This window comes from Streptomyces sp. NPDC037290 (assembly GCF_055603245.1).
The window spans coordinates 684,798-698,057 of record NZ_JBVJVZ010000003.1 but is presented as its reverse complement, the minus strand read 5'-3'; the positions used below and the strand labels follow the sequence as shown (position 1 = coordinate 698,057).

The window sequence follows — 13,260 nt, the reverse complement described above, 5'->3', positions numbered from 1 at the left end:
GGTCGGTGCGGACCGGCCGCCGGTGTCCGTGCGGACCTGGCGCCGATCGCGGCGTGCGGGACCAGTCGATCACACCGGCAGCAGGCGGGCGATCAGCGCGCTGAGCTGGCGGGCTGTACGGCACTCGTGCATCTCGACCAGGTCGGCGTAGGCGGGCGCGGCCGAGTCGCCGGTGCCCCACTGGGCGCGTGGCTCCGGGTTCAGCCAGTACACGCGGCGGGCCCGCCGGGTGACCTCGCGTACGGCGGCCAGGTTGGGGTCGCTCATGTTCGTCCGGGCGTCCCCGAGGACGAACACGGTCGTGCGCGGGCCCACCGCGCCGCCGTACCGCTCGGCGAACTCGCCCAGCGCCACGCCGTAGTCGCTGCTGCCGTGCCACCCGGTGAGCGTGGCCTCGGCGCGGATCCGGGCGCTGAGCCCGTCGGGGTCGGCGCGGCCGTGGTCGAGCAGCCCTGTCACCTCGTCCAGGCGGTTGACGAAGGCGAACACCCGGATCTTGCTGAACTGGTCGTGCAGCGCCTGCACCAGCAGCATCGTGAAGTCCGAGAAGCCGGACACCGAGCCGGACACGTCGCAGAGCAGCACCAGTTCGGGCCGGACCGGGCGGCGCCGGCGCAGCACCGGCCGCATCGGCACCCCGCCCGTGGACAGCGAGGAGCGCAGGGTGCGGCGCAGGTCGACGGTGCCGCGTGCGGCCCGGCGGCGGCGCGCGGCCAGCCGGGTGGCCAGCTTGCGGGCGAGCGGCTGAACCGCCCTGCGCAACTCGGCCAGTTGGTCCCGGCCCGCGAACAGGAAGTCCACCCGGTCGGCGGTCGGCAGAACGCCGCGCCGGGCGATCTCGTCCCGCCCGCGCCGCTCGGCGACCCGGCGCCGCGCCTCCGTCCCGACCAGCCGCCGGAACTCCTCGATACGGCGCCGGATCTCGTCGTCCAGCAGCCGGTCCGCGAAGCCGCCACCGCTCCCGTCCCCGCCCCGGACATCGGCCCGCACCCGGGCCAACAGGGTCTGCGGGCGCAGCCGGTCGAGCGTCTGGTACGCCGAGAAGCCGTCGGAGCCGGGTGAACTGCCGTACCCACCCATGCCGTCGACCGCCTCTGCCGCCAACCGCGCCATCAACGCCTGGTCGTTGGCCGCGAGCGCCTGGGCCAGTCGGTCGCGCAGCTCGTCGCGGTCCGCGCCGGGGCCGTGTGGGCCCCCGACCGTGCGCGGGAAGTACAGGTCGAAGACGGAGTCGAACACCCCCCGCTGTCCGGGGCCGTGCAGCAGGGTCGCGGCCAGCCCCTCGCGCAGCAGCTCCCGGTCGGCGAGGCCCAGCGCCTCCACCGCGCGGGCCGCGTCCACGCTCTCACCGGTGCCGATCCGCACGCCGTGCGCGCGCAGTGCACCGACCAGCCCGGTGATCCGCTCGGCGACCGCGGTCACAGCGCGTCCAGGTCGAGCTTGGCCGCCGCCTTCTGGATGTCGTCCTGGTGCTTGAGGATCACGCCGAGGCTGTCCCGTACGACCGTCTCGTCCAGGGTGTCGGCGCCCAGCGCCAGCAGGGTGCGCGCCCAGTCGATGGTCTCGGCGACGGACGGCACCTTGCGCAGGTCCATCCCGCGCAGCGCCCCGACCACCCGGACCACCGACTCGGCCAGCGCAGCGCCGAGGCCCGGCACCTTCAGCCGTACGATCCGCCGCTCCAGCTCCTCCTCGGGGAAGCCGATGTGCAGGAACAGACAGCGGCGGCGCAGCGCCTCGGACAGCTCACGGCCGGCGTTGGAGGTGAGGACGACGAAGGGGCGGCGGGTCGCGGTGACCGTGCCTAGCTCGGGCACCGTGATCTGGAAGTCGCTGAGCACCTCCAGCAGCAGGCCCTCCATCTCGACGTCGGCCTTGTCGGTCTCGTCGATCAGCAGCACCGTCGGCTCGTCGCCGCGGATGGCGGTGAGCAGCGGGCGGGGGAGCAGGAACTCCTCGCTGAAGATGTCGGTGCGGGTCTCGTCCCAGTTCTCGTCGCGGCCGGCGCTGATCCGCAGCAGCTGCTTGGCGTGGTTCCACTCGTACAGCGCGCGGGACTCGTCCACGCCCTCGTAGCACTGGAGCCGGACCAGCCGGGCGCCGGCCACCTGGGCGACGGCCTTGGCCAGCTCGGTCTTGCCGACCCCGGCGGGGCCCTCGACCAGCAGCGGCTTGCCCAGCCGGTCGGCGAGGAAGACGGTCGTGGCGACGGCGGGCGAGGCGAGGTAGCCGGTCTCGGCGAGGCGGGCGGAGACGTCGTCGACGGACGTGAACAACGGGGCCTCCGGCGGGTCGGGAGCGGGATCCGGGTCCTATCTAAGCGCTTGTTCAGCGTCTCTGTCACGGGGTTCCGGCGGAAGGCGCTCGGCCGGCCCGGGCGGTATACACCGATCGGTTTCCTTTCGTCCGCCGTCCGGCTAACCTCGCTGCATGGCCTCCACAGACAAGCTGTCCCCCCGTGACCGGCTGCTCGACGCGGCCGCCCGGCTCTCGTACCGCGACGGCGTCTCCGTCGGCATCGAGGCGCTGTGCCGGGAGGCCGGCGTCTCCAAGCGGTCGATGTACCAGCTCTTCGACAGCAAGGACGCGATGCTGGCCGCGAGCCTGGAGCGGCGCATCCCCTGGTACGACGCCCAGCTCACGCACCCCGACCCGGAGGCCACCCCGCGCGAGCGCATCCTGTACGTCTTCGAACGCCTGGAGCAGGCCTCCGTGGCCGCCGACTACCACGGCTGCCCCTATCTGGCGGTCCTCGTGGAGCTGAAGGACCCGGACCACCCGGCGAGCGCGGTCGCCCGCGTGGTCAAGGAACGGCTGGGCGCGACCTTCCGCGGCGAGGCGGACCGCGGCGGCGCCCGTGACCCCGACCTGCTCGCCCGCCAGCTGCTGCTGGTCTTCGACGGCGCGAGCGCCCGGGCCGGCGCGAAGGTGGAAGACCTGACCGGCGGACTCGCGACGACGACGGTGACCGCCCTGCTGGACGCGGCTGGGCTGGCGTAGCGCCCCGGACGCGCGCGGGGCTGCGCCTGACCTGCGTCACCGTCGGGAGGGCGCGACCGGCCGCGACGGCGCCGCACCCGCACGACGGCACCTCGCCGCTCTCCCGGCAGAGCTACACCCGTACGGGCCAGTACAGCGCGCCGGTCCGCTCGCCCACCCGGTCCAATGAAACCGTGACCGCGCCCCCGGACGACTGCCTCGCGCGCAACGAATGGATCTGCGGCGCCTATCTGAGCACCCGCCGCCAGATCGTCCTCGACGCGGTCGTCCAGCACCTCCAGCTGACGTTCCTCTCGGTCCTGATCGGCCTGTTGATCGCGGTGCCGCTCGCGGTGCTGGCCCGCCGCTGGGGCTGGGCGGCGGGGCCGGTCCTCGCGGTGACGACGATCCTCTACACGATCCCGTCGCTCGCGATGTTCTCCCTGCTCCTGCCGCTGTACGGTCTCTCGGCCACGCTCGTCGTCGCCGGGCTCGTGCTGTACTCGCTGACCCTGCTCGTCCGGAACATCCTCGCGGGCCTGCGCGCGGTCCCCGAGGAGACCCGGCAGGCCGCGCGCGGCCTCGGCTACGGCCCGATCCGCCTGCTGCTCACCGTGGAACTGCCCCTCGCGCTGCCCGCCGCGATGGCGGGCCTGCGCATCGCCACCGTCTCGGCGGTCTCCCTGGTCACCGTCGGCGCGATCGTCGGGTTCGGCGGCCTGGGGAACCTCATCTACGCGGGCATGAACACCTATTTCAAGGCCCAGGTCCTCACCGCGTCCGTCCTGTGCGTGCTGATCGCCGTCGCCGCCGACCTCTTCCTGCTGGGCGTGCAGTGGCTGATCACGCCCTGGTCCAGGGCGGGCCGCGCACGCGTGCCTCCTCGGCGCGGGCGGCCACGCCTCAGATCCATCGGGACGAAGGCGGGCCGGGTATGAGCGCTCCCCGGACATGGGGCGGATCGGGTATGACTGCTCCCCGGACAAGAGACGGATCGGGTACGAGTGCTCCCCGGACAAGGAGCGGATCGGGCGTGAGTGCTGCTCGGGCGCGGGCGGGGCGCGCATGAGCACGCTCACCGCGACCTGGGACTGGCTGGCCGACCCCGCGCACTGGTCGGGCGCCGACGGAGTCCGGCACCGGCTGCTCGAGCACCTGCTGCTCACCGTGGCCTGCCTCCTCCTCAGCTGCCTGATCGCGCTGCCCGTCGCCCTGGTCCTCGGCCACCTCGGCAAAGGTGGTGCGCTCGCCGTCAACATCTCCAACGTCGGCCGGGCCGTGCCCACCTTCGCCGTCCTCGTCCTGCTGCTCCTGACTCCGGTCGGCAGGTGGAGCGAGGGGCCCACGGTGGTGGCCCTGGTGCTGTTCGCCGTCCCGCCGCTGCTCACCAACGCGTACGTCGGCATGCGCGAGGTCGACCGGGGCGTGGTCCAGGCGGCCCGGGGCATGGGGATGACCGGACGGCAGATGCTGCTGCGCGTGGAACTGCCCCTCGCGCTGCCCATGGTCCTGAACGGGGTGCGGATCGCCGCCGTCCAGCTCGTCGCCACCGCCACCATCGCCGCGCTCGCCGGCGGCGGCGGCCTCGGCAGGATCATCACCGCCGGCTTCAACCTCGCCAGTACGCCCCAGGTGGTCGCCGGCGCCCTCCTCGTCGCCGGGTTCGCACTCCTCGTCGAGGCCGCCTTCGAACTCGCCGAGAGACTGGCGCCGACCTGGTCGAGGGGTGACCGGTGACCGCTGCGGGAAGGAGCACGGCGCGACCGGCGACCGGCCCGGGGGATGACGCCGGGCGGGTGGTGGCGGGGGTTGGCGGGGGTACCGGGCACGGTCCCCCAGGCCTCCTCGCCCTCCTCGCCGTCCTCATCCTCCTCACCGTCACCGCCTGCTCCACCGGCCCCTCCCTCGAGGACCGCGGTCAGGTCACCGCGCCGCCCGGCGACAGTCATCACCTGACCATCGGCTCGGCCGGGTTCACCGAGAGCGATCTGCTCGCCCAGATGTACGCGCAGCTGCTGAACCGGGCCGGGTACAAGACCTCGATCCTCACGGTCGCCAACCGGGAGCTGTACGAACCGGCGCTGGAGTCCGGCCAGATCGACGTCGTGCCCGAGTACGCGGCCACCTTCGCCGACTGGCTGAACGCCAAGACCCACGGCGCCGACGCGAAACCGGTCGGCTCACCCGACCTCGCCACCACCATGAGCGCCCTGCGCGCACTCGCCGAGCCCCGCGGGCTCACCGTCCTCCCGCCCGGCCGGGCGGTCGACCAGAACGCCTTCGCGGTCAGCGCCGCCTACGCCCGCGAGCACCGCCTCAAGACCCTCAGCGACCTCGGCGCCGCGAAGCTGCGGGTACGGCTCGCCGCCGGTGACGAGTGCGTGCAACGACCGTACTGCGAGCCGGGGTTGAAGAAGGTGTACGGCATCGACGTGACCGGCGTCGACCCCAAGGGTGTCGGCACCACGCAGGCGAAGCGAGCCGTGCAGGAGGGCCGGGACCAGATGGTGCTGACCACCACCACGGACGCCACGCTCGACTCCTTCGGCCTGGTCCTGCTCACCGACGACAGACACCTGCAGAACGCCGACTACGTGGTCCCGGTCGTCAACCGCTCCCGTGCCGGCAGCGACCGCGTGGCCAGGGCACTCGGCACGCTCAACGACGTCCTCACCACGCGCGACCTGGCCGGGATGAACCAGCAGGTCGACAGCTGGCGCCGGCTGCCCGCCGACGTGGCCCGGACCTACCTGAAGGAGAAGGGCCTGCAGGCCTAGATGATTGATTCCAAGGTCAGTGGTCGTAGGCGGTCAGTGATCGCAGTTGGGGGCTCGCCCTTGCGGGCCGGCCGCAGCAGCCGCGGGCCCCTGGCGGCCGGCTCGCGCTCGCACGCGCGCCCGTAGGAGTTCATGTCCGCTAGCGGGATCTGGTCGGTCCGCCTGCGGACCAGGTCCTGCCCGGCGACGCGTTCGCCGACCCTCGCGGCGAGCGGAGAAGTTGAGAACGTCAGCTATGACGTTCGGGAGAACCCACCCGCAGGGGGCCGGGCCCTCGGTCACGCCTCCCGGACGCCGGTCAGCCCTGCCTGCCCGGCGGGGTCTGGACGTTGTTGACCCTCCCGGCCTGGATCGTCACACCGCTGAAGTGACCGCCGCTGATGGTGTTGATCACCACGTCGCCGTTGTCCCGCACCTGCTTCGCCCCTTCCTCCCAGGCCGACAGCTCACCGGCGAACTCCGGGTCCAGCGCCGCCCGCATCCCCAGCGCGATGCTCAGCTGCTGGGCCAGTGCCGGATCACCGGGCGCCTGCTGCAGCGCGACCAGCTCCGCCTCCCCGCTGCTCGCGGTCGGCAGGTGCGCGGGCCGCTGGAACGGCCGTCGCACCACCTTCAGGGCCCCCTGCAGCGCCCGCTTGCCCGCCTCGCCGCCGGCCCCGCCCGCGAACGCCGCGAGCAGTGTGGTCACCGTCATCGGATCCACCGTGCACCCCTCCCTGTCGAGCCTTCACCCCAACCCTACGGCTCAGGCGGCCGGGCTGATGGGCCATCAGGCGAACCGGAGTGTGTACCTGCCATAGAGTGTCCGGTGCAGTCGACGGGACCGGATGGCCGGGGGAACGCCATGGAACCGAGAACGCAACGCCCGACCAAGGTGCACAGGGTGCGGACAAGGCGCCGGAGCATCCCCGGCGGCACACCGACCACCCTCCAGGTCAACAACCGGTTCAGCGGCACGATCACCAACGGCGACCTGATCCAGGCCGGCAACGTGTTCATCCGTCACCTGCCCGGGCCGCAGGACTGGGCAGCCGAACTCGCCCAGCAGGTGCTCCACCTGGAGGGCAGCGAGTGCCGCCGCCTGCTGGGGCACTCGCTGCAGCGCATCGACCTGAGCTACACGCTCGTCACCCAGCCGGGCCGGGCGGCCCGGAAGGCCGGCCCGGCCGGCCGGCAGCTGACCGAAGCGACGGACACTCCGGGCATCGCCCAGTACTACCGCGAGCTCGACCCGGGCCGACTGGTCATCACCGGAGCCGGCGGTGCCGGGAAGACGGTGCTCGCGATGGAGCTGATGATCGCGCTGCTCCAGGACCGCGGGGCGGACGACCCCGTCCCGGTACGGATACCCCTCGCCGACTGGCCCAGCGGAGTCGGCCTCGCCGACTTCCTGACCGACTACCTGCACAAGACCTACCGCTGGACCAAGCGGAAGGCGCGCCGCCTGGTCGGCGAGCAGCGCGTGCTGCCCGTTCTGGACGGTCTGGACGAGATGGATCCGCCGCTGGCGAACGGCAGACCCGATCCGGCCGCCCCCCGGGCCCGGGCGGCACTGCGCGCGATCAACGCCCTGCAGAAGGGGCTGCAGCACGGCGCGGTCATCCTCACCTGCCGCTCGGAGGCCTACGACGCGCTCGCACAAGGGCAGCACGACCCCGAGGCGCGCCGGCTGCTCCACGCCGCCCGGATCGAGGTCGAGCCGATCGAGCGCGCCACCGCCCTCGCCTACCTCACCGAGCGGGCCGCCGAGCAGGACCGCTGGCAGCCGCTGCTGAAGCGGCTGGCCGCGCAACCCCGCTCACCGCTCGCCCAGTTGCTCTCCACTCCCTGGCGGCTCTGCCTGGTCGCGCGCAGCTACGCCACCGACGGCGACCCCGGCGAACTCACCCGGTTCCGCAACGCCGAGAAGCTCGACCGGCACCTGCTGAACCGGTACATCCCCGCGCTTCTGAAGCCGGACCCGGCGCTGCCGGCGGCCACCGCGCGCTACCACCCGGCGGACGTGCACCGCTGGCTCCACCAGCTCGCCCGGCACCTGCAGACCGCCGGCGGCACCGAGTCCCGTGCCGTGCTGACCCTGCACGAGCTCTGGCGGATGCGCCCCCGGCTCGCACTCCAGGTCCAGACGGTCGCGATCCTGCTGGTCGGCACAATCTTCGGATTCCTCGCCCCGCTCCTGCCGTTGGACCACCCGGCCTACGCGGACCTGGTGTCCACGATGTGGGTGTGGGGGTTGCTCGCGCTCGGCTTCTCCCGCACACAGTTCGCCCGGCGCCCGCGCAGCCTGCGGCTCAGCATGACGGGCTGGACCTGGCCCGCGCTGGTCTTGCTGCTGCTGATGGCGGTCGGCGCCGCCGCATTCCTCCACCAGTTCTTCCCCGGCCACCTGCCACTGGTGTCGGCCGTCCTGATGCCGCTGTCCACACTGGCGGCCGTGTCCTACGTCAACCCCTCCAAACCGGCCCGCTCCCCCCGCACCGTACTGCGCGAGGACCTGGTGGCCGGCGTGGTCGGCGGCTTGCTGACCGGAGTCGGCGCGCCGTTCGGCTTCGGCCACGACGCCCACGACATCGCGGTGCTCGGCGCCGCCGAGGGCGTGTTCATCACCCTGACCGCCACCGGCGGCCTGTACCAACTCCACCTGGCTTTCGTGTTGGCCTCCCGCCGACTGCTGCCGCTCCGGCTCGGCCCTTTCCTGGACTGGGCCACCGGGCTCGGCCTGCTCCGGCTGGCCGGCCCGGCCTATCAGTTCCGTCACCGCGAACTGCAGGCCTGGCTGGCGGCCAACCCGCACCCTCTCACGTCCGACGCCTAGGTGATTGTTCCGGGGGGTAGCTGCGCAGACAGCGCGAGGGTGTCCAGTCTCAGTGTGATCGGCGCTGTTCAAACCACCGCGGCAGCTGATCGGGTCGGTCAACCAGACCCTCAAGGCCCAGCTGGCCCCTGAGCGTCACGGCGGCATCAGGCGTCCGCCACCGAGTCGAAAGGCACCTGTCCCCGCGCCACGCCCCGCGCGTCCGCGTCCACCGAGCGGCGCAGCGCCTCGTGCAGCTTCGCCGGGGTGAGCACGCCGAGGAAGCGTGCGCCGTCCAGCACCGCGACCCATCCGGCGTCGTACTGGAGCATCACCCCGAACGCCTGCTTCAGCGGCGCGCCCACCGGCACCCACGCGGTCATCCGGTGGGCCAGGTCCCCGACGCTGCCGGCCGCCCCGAGTTCGTCGATGCCGGCCCAGCCGTGCAGATCGCCGTGCGCGTCGAGGACCACCGCCCACCGGGCGCCCTCGGCCCGCAGCCGCTCGACGGCCCGTGCGGCGGGCTCGTCCAGCCGGGCCACCGGCGGCTGTTCCAGGTCGTCCGGCTCGATCGCGGTGACCGACAGCCGCTTCAGCCCCCGGTCGGCGCCCACGAACGCGGCGACGTACCCGGTCGCGGGCGCCCCGAGCACCGCACCCGGCGTGTCGAACTGCTCGATGCGGCCCTGTCCGTAGACGGCGATGCGGTCGCCGAGCCGGACGGCCTCCTCGATGTCGTGCGTGACCAGCAGCACCGTCTTGCGCACGGCGGCCTGCATGCGCAGGAACTCGTCCTGCAGCTGCTCGCGCACCACCGGGTCGACCGCGCCGAACGGCTCGTCCATCAACAGCACCGGCGGATCCGCCGCGAGCGCCCGCGCCACCCCGACGCGCTGCCGCTGCCCGCCGGACAGCTGTTCCGGATAACGCGAGCCGTACGTCTTCGGGTCGAGCCCCACGAGGTCGAGCAGCTCGGCGGCGCGGGCCCGGGCCTTCGCCCGCTTCCAGCCGAGCAGCGCGGGCACGGTCGCGGTGTTGTCCAGGACGGTGCGGTGCGGGAAGAGGCCCACCTGCTGGATGACGTACCCGATCCGGCGGCGCAGCCGGACCGGGTCGACGCCGGCGACGTCCTCGCCGTCGACGAGGATCCGGCCGGAGGTCGGCTCGATCAGCCGGTTCACCATCATCATGGTCGTCGTCTTGCCACAGCCCGACGGTCCGACGAGCGTGACCAGCTCACCTTCGGTCACCTCGAAGGAGAGGTCGTCCACGGCCGTCGTCCCGTCCGGATACCGCTTGGTGACATGCTCGAACCGGATCATTCCCTCACGCTAACGGCGCCGCCCCCGGCATGCTCTCCGGCTCAGTGAAACGAATCAAACGAGCTGTGCCGACTAGCCGATCGCTTCAATCGTCGATTGCTCTGAATCGATACATCTCTCCCTGGCCGAAGGGATGACGGGCTGACTGACGGAGTGCGACGTAGGACGGTTCTGGCCACGGCTCCCGGCACCGGCGCGGTCGGTGCCGCGCCCCTGGCCGACCGGGACGCGGTGACCGGCCTGACCGTGGGCCACCGCACCGACCCGCTCGGCGTGGACACGGACGCGCCGAGGTTCGGCCGGCGCACGGACTCGCCGGTGCGCGGCCGCCGGCAGACCGTGTACCGCATCCGCGTGGCCACCGCGCCCGGCCGCCTCACCCTGGGCCGCCCCGACGTCTGGGACAGCGGCCGTGTCACCCGGTGGCACGGCGCCCGTGACACCGGGTCAGCTCAGCAGGATCACTTCCAGCGTCCGCGGTCCGTGCACGCCCTCCACCCGGTCCAGCTCGATGTCGCTGGTCGCCGACGGACCGGAGATCCAGGTCAACGGCCGTGCGGGGTCGAGGCGTTCGAGGGCCTGCGGGACCGAGGAGACGACCTGGCCGGGCACGCGCACGACACAGATGTGGTGGTCCGGGACGAGCGAGATGCGGCGCCGGCCCTGGTCCGGGGAGCCGTCCAGGACGATCGTGCCGGTCTCCGCGATCGCCACGGCACAGCCCGTCACCACGCTGTCCACCTGGTCCAGCCGCTGCGGCGTGTCCACCGCCCGGTCATGGATCCGCACCGGGTCCGCGGCGGCCATCCACTCCGGCGGCAGCCCCGGCGGCACCAGCACCTCCTGCGAGCCGCGTTCGGCCAGCAGCCGCATGACGAGCAGCGGCAGTTCCTCCCCGTCGGCGCGGTGCACGATCGCCCGGTAGTCCGCCAGGTTCTCGGCCAGCAGCTCCACCGTCTGCTCGGTCGTACGGCCCCCGTGCTCGCGCAGATAGTCCCGCGGCACGGCCTCCACGTACGGCCGGTCGTCGGGTGTCACATCGGCGAGTGCCCTTCGCACCCGGCCCAGGATCCGCTCCCTGCTGCTCACTCGGCGCCGTCCTTTCCCTCGCGCGTGCGCTGCCACCAGTCCCGGAAGGGCTCCGCGGGCACCTGCGGAAGGTCCCGGGCGGCGCTCCACGCCCTGCCCGGGCCCGGCAGCGTGCGAGGGTGCAGCCGGCGGGTGCGGGAGGCGAGCCGCTGGCCGGTGCGCAGGGCGCCGGGGTGGGTGAACGCCCAGCGTGCCGCGCGCATGGCCGCCCGCTCGGCCGCGTGTCCCTTCGCCGGCTTCAGCACCACCTTGTTGCCCTGCCGTACCGCCGGGCCGCCCTCCACGACCCGCTCCCGCAGGTGCACCAGCACCTCCGGGATGTCGATGGCGACCGGGCACACCTCGTAGCAGGCCCCGCACAGACTCGACGCGTACGGCAGTGAGGCGTCGATCTCGCTTGCCGTGCCGCGGAGCTGGGGGCTGAGGATGGCGCCGATCGGGCCCGGGTAGACCGAGCCGTAGGCGTGCCCGCCGGCCCGCTCGTAGACGGGGCAGACGTTGAGACAGGCCGAGCAGCGGATGCAGCGCAGGGCCTGGCGGCCGACCTGGTCGGCGAGGGTGTCGGTGCGGCCGTTGTCGAGCAGCACCAGGTGGAAGGTCCGGGGCCCGTCCTCGTCCGTCGTGCCGGTCCACATGCTCGTGTACGGGTTCATGCGCTCGGCGGTGGAGGAGCGGGGGAGTGTCTGCAGGAAGACCCCCAGGTCCCGCCAGGTGGGGACGATCTTCTCGATGCCGACGACCGAGATCAGTGTCTCGGGCAGGGTCAGACACATCCGGCCGTTGCCCTCGGACTCGACGACCACCAGGGTGCCGGTCTCGGCGACCATGAAGTTGGCGCCGGAGACGCCGACCCTGGCCCGCAGGAACTTCTCCCGAAGGTGCAGCCGGGCCGCCTCGGCGAGTTCCGCCGGTGTGTCGGTCAGCCCCTCGGGAGCCGGGCGGCCCCACGCGCCCATCTCGGAGCGGAAGATGTCCCGGATCTCACCCCGGTTGCGGTGGATGGCCGGCACCAGGATGTGCGAGGGCCGGTCCCTGCCGAGCTGCACGATCAGCTCGGCGAGATCGGTCTCGTAGGCGCGGATGCCCTCCTCGAGAAGCGCCTCGTTGAGCCCGGTCTCCTGCGTGGCCATCGACTTGACCTTGACGACCTCCGACTCGCCGGTCGCCTTCACGAGGTCGGCGACGATCCGGTTGACCTCCTCGGCGTCCGCGGCCCAGTGGACCGTGCCGCCCGCCGCGGTGACCGACTCCTCCAACTGCACCAGATAGCGGTCGAGATGGCGCAGCGTGTGGTCCTTGATCCGGCGGCCCGCCTCACGCAGTGCCGCCCAGTCGTCCAACTCGGCTACCGCACGGGCCCGTTTGGCGCGGATGGTGTGCGTGGCGTGCCGCAGATTGCCCCGCAGGGTGGGATTGTGGACCGCTGCGCGCGCGGCCTCCGGAAAGGCCGGCATGCCGACGAACGTTCCGCTCATGCCGCCGGTTCCTCCTCCGTGCTCGCCAGGATCTCCGCGATGTGCACCGGCCGCATGTCCGTCCGCAGCCGGCTCATCGTGCCGCCGATGTGCATCAGACACGAGTTGTCGGCCGCGCACAGCACCTGAGCGCCCGTCGACTCGGCGTGACGCACCTTGTCCGCGCCCATCGCCGCCGACACCTCGGCGTTCTTCAGCGCGAAGGTCCCGCCGAAGCCGCAGCACTCCTCGGCACCGGGCAACTCCAGCAGTTCCAGCCCCTTGACCGCCTGCAGCAGCCGGCGCGGCCGGTCGCCGAGTCCGAGGCTGCGCAGTCCGTGGCAGGTCGGGTGATAGGTGACCCGGTGCGGGTAGTAGGCGCCCACGTCCGTCACGCCCAGCACGTCCACCAGGAACTCCGTCAGCTCGTACGTCTTCGGCACCACGGGTGCCAGGGTCCGTGCGAGCGAGTCCCCGCGTCCCTCGGCGCGCGCCCGTTCGCCCATCCGGGGATAGAGCTCGCGCACCATCGCCCCGCAGGATCCGGAGGGCGTCACGATCGCCTCGTACTCCCGGAAGACATCGGAGAAGTGGCGGGCCAGCGGCTCGGCCTCGTGGCGGTAACCGGTGTTGTAGTGCGCCTGCCCGCAGCAGCTCTGGCCTCTCGGGAAGTCGACGTCGACGCCCAGCCTGGTCAGCAGTTTCACCACGGCACGGCCGGTGTCCGGATAGAGCGTGTCGTTGACACACGTCAGGAACAGGGCGACACGCATCGCGGCTCCTCGGGGTCGGTCATCGGACGAGTGCAGGGTAGTGGGCGGACAACGCCGAGGGGAGACGGCCTC

Annotated in this window: 12 protein-coding genes and 2 pseudogenes; 6 read left to right on the top strand and 8 right to left on the bottom strand. The window is 72.6% G+C overall.

Annotated features, from left to right (window positions below; genetic code table 11):
- Window positions 1–69: 69 nt before the first annotated feature.
- Window positions 70–1,422 carry a vWA domain-containing protein gene (locus tag ACZ7HQ_RS13925; RefSeq protein WP_470988406.1) on the bottom strand — a complete coding sequence of 451 codons (1,353 nt, stop codon included), beginning with the start codon at window positions 1,420–1,422 and terminating at the stop codon, window positions 70–72.
- Window positions 1,419–2,276 (bottom strand): AAA family ATPase, encoded by an 858-nt coding sequence (locus tag ACZ7HQ_RS13920; RefSeq protein ID WP_470988401.1) that lies wholly within the window; start codon window positions 2,274–2,276, stop codon window positions 1,419–1,421. Before ACZ7HQ_RS13920 ends, ACZ7HQ_RS13925 begins: the two co-directional genes overlap by 4 nt.
- A gap of 154 nt (window positions 2,277–2,430) precedes the next feature.
- Between ACZ7HQ_RS13920 and ACZ7HQ_RS13915 the strand changes: the two genes are divergently transcribed.
- The 4 genes from ACZ7HQ_RS13915 to ACZ7HQ_RS13900 all read left to right on the top strand — a co-directional run bounded on the left by ACZ7HQ_RS13915 (window position 2,431) and on the right by ACZ7HQ_RS13900 (window position 5,756).
- Window positions 2,431–3,000, top strand: a complete 570-nt coding sequence (locus ACZ7HQ_RS13915; protein ID WP_470988398.1) for a TetR/AcrR family transcriptional regulator — start codon at window positions 2,431–2,433, stop codon at window positions 2,998–3,000.
- A 173-nt stretch (window positions 3,001–3,173) separates the two neighbouring features.
- Window positions 3,174–3,917 carry an ABC transporter permease gene (locus tag ACZ7HQ_RS13910; RefSeq protein ID WP_470988396.1) on the top strand — a complete coding sequence of 248 codons (744 nt, stop codon included), beginning with the start codon at window positions 3,174–3,176 and terminating at the stop codon, window positions 3,915–3,917.
- A 127-nt stretch (window positions 3,918–4,044) separates the two neighbouring features.
- Window positions 4,045–4,716, top strand: coding sequence for an ABC transporter permease (locus ACZ7HQ_RS13905; protein WP_470988393.1), 672 nt, complete (start codon window positions 4,045–4,047; stop codon window positions 4,714–4,716).
- A 128-nt stretch (window positions 4,717–4,844) separates the two neighbouring features.
- Window positions 4,845–5,756: an ABC transporter substrate-binding protein gene (locus tag ACZ7HQ_RS13900; protein WP_470988993.1), complete on the top strand. Its 912-nt coding sequence runs from the start codon at window positions 4,845–4,847 to the stop codon at window positions 5,754–5,756.
- A 17-nt stretch (window positions 5,757–5,773) separates the two neighbouring features.
- Here ACZ7HQ_RS13900 and ACZ7HQ_RS13895 read toward each other — a convergent pair.
- Together ACZ7HQ_RS13895 and ACZ7HQ_RS13890 are read right to left on the bottom strand one after the other, a co-directional pair.
- Window positions 5,774–5,941 (bottom strand): annotated as a pseudogene (locus ACZ7HQ_RS13895) (IS982 family transposase); the annotation flags it as partial.
- Between the two features lie 113 nt (window positions 5,942–6,054).
- Window positions 6,055–6,450 carry a hypothetical protein gene (locus ACZ7HQ_RS13890; protein ID WP_470988390.1) on the bottom strand — a complete coding sequence of 132 codons (396 nt, stop codon included), beginning with the start codon at window positions 6,448–6,450 and terminating at the stop codon, window positions 6,055–6,057.
- A gap of 189 nt (window positions 6,451–6,639) precedes the next feature.
- Here ACZ7HQ_RS13890 and ACZ7HQ_RS13885 point away from each other — a divergent pair, with 189 nt between their 5' ends.
- A complete protein-coding gene (locus tag ACZ7HQ_RS13885) occupies window positions 6,640–8,571 on the top strand; it encodes an NACHT domain-containing protein (RefSeq protein ID WP_470988387.1) in 1,932 nt (643 codons plus the stop codon).
- 146 nt (window positions 8,572–8,717) lie between these two features.
- Here the strand turns inward: ACZ7HQ_RS13885 and ACZ7HQ_RS13880 are convergent, their stop codons facing one another.
- The gene (locus ACZ7HQ_RS13880) at window positions 8,718–9,872 is read right to left on the bottom strand and encodes a betaine/proline/choline family ABC transporter ATP-binding protein (RefSeq protein ID WP_470988385.1); all 1,155 of its coding nucleotides are present in this window, start codon (window positions 9,870–9,872) and stop codon (window positions 8,718–8,720) included.
- Between the two features lie 153 nt (window positions 9,873–10,025).
- Here ACZ7HQ_RS13880 and ACZ7HQ_RS13875 point away from each other — a divergent pair.
- A pseudogene (locus ACZ7HQ_RS13875) lies at window positions 10,026–10,280 on the top strand (glycoside hydrolase family 78 protein); the annotation flags it as partial.
- 39 nt (window positions 10,281–10,319) lie between these two features.
- Here ACZ7HQ_RS13875 and ACZ7HQ_RS13870 read toward each other — a convergent pair.
- Genes ACZ7HQ_RS13870 through ACZ7HQ_RS13860 form a run of 3 tightly spaced genes read right to left on the bottom strand, consistent with a single transcriptional unit; the run spans window position 10,320 to window position 13,188 of the window.
- Window positions 10,320–10,961 (bottom strand): LutC/YkgG family protein, encoded by a 642-nt coding sequence (locus tag ACZ7HQ_RS13870; RefSeq protein ID WP_470988382.1) that lies wholly within the window; start codon window positions 10,959–10,961, stop codon window positions 10,320–10,322.
- Window positions 10,958–12,436 (bottom strand): lactate utilization protein B, encoded by a 1,479-nt coding sequence (locus tag ACZ7HQ_RS13865; RefSeq protein WP_470988379.1) that lies wholly within the window; start codon window positions 12,434–12,436, stop codon window positions 10,958–10,960. Before ACZ7HQ_RS13865 ends, ACZ7HQ_RS13870 begins: the two co-directional genes overlap by 4 nt.
- Window positions 12,433–13,188: a (Fe-S)-binding protein gene (locus ACZ7HQ_RS13860; protein WP_470988990.1), complete on the bottom strand. Its 756-nt coding sequence runs from the start codon at window positions 13,186–13,188 to the stop codon at window positions 12,433–12,435. The genes ACZ7HQ_RS13865 and ACZ7HQ_RS13860 overlap by 4 nt, the downstream gene beginning before the upstream one ends.
- Window positions 13,189–13,260 lie beyond the last annotated feature (72 nt).

What these genes read in the sequence shown, in the direction of transcription:
- ACZ7HQ_RS13880 (WP_470988385.1), bottom strand. Translation starts at nt 9,872, where the DNA reads ATGATCCGGTTCGAGCATGTCACCAAGCGGTATCCGGACGGGACGACG.
- ACZ7HQ_RS13865 (WP_470988379.1), bottom strand. Translation starts at nt 12,436, where the DNA reads ATGAGCGGAACGTTCGTCGGCATGCCGGCCTTTCCGGAGGCCGCGCGC.
- ACZ7HQ_RS13890 (WP_470988390.1), bottom strand. Translation starts at nt 6,450, where the DNA reads ATGACGGTGACCACACTGCTCGCGGCGTTCGCGGGCGGGGCCGGCGGC.
- ACZ7HQ_RS13860 (WP_470988990.1), bottom strand. Translation starts at nt 13,188, where the DNA reads ATGCGTGTCGCCCTGTTCCTGACGTGTGTCAACGACACGCTCTATCCG.
- ACZ7HQ_RS13905 (WP_470988393.1), top strand. Translation starts at nt 4,045, where the DNA reads ATGAGCACGCTCACCGCGACCTGGGACTGGCTGGCCGACCCCGCGCAC.
- ACZ7HQ_RS13915 (WP_470988398.1), top strand. Translation starts at nt 2,431, where the DNA reads ATGGCCTCCACAGACAAGCTGTCCCCCCGTGACCGGCTGCTCGACGCG.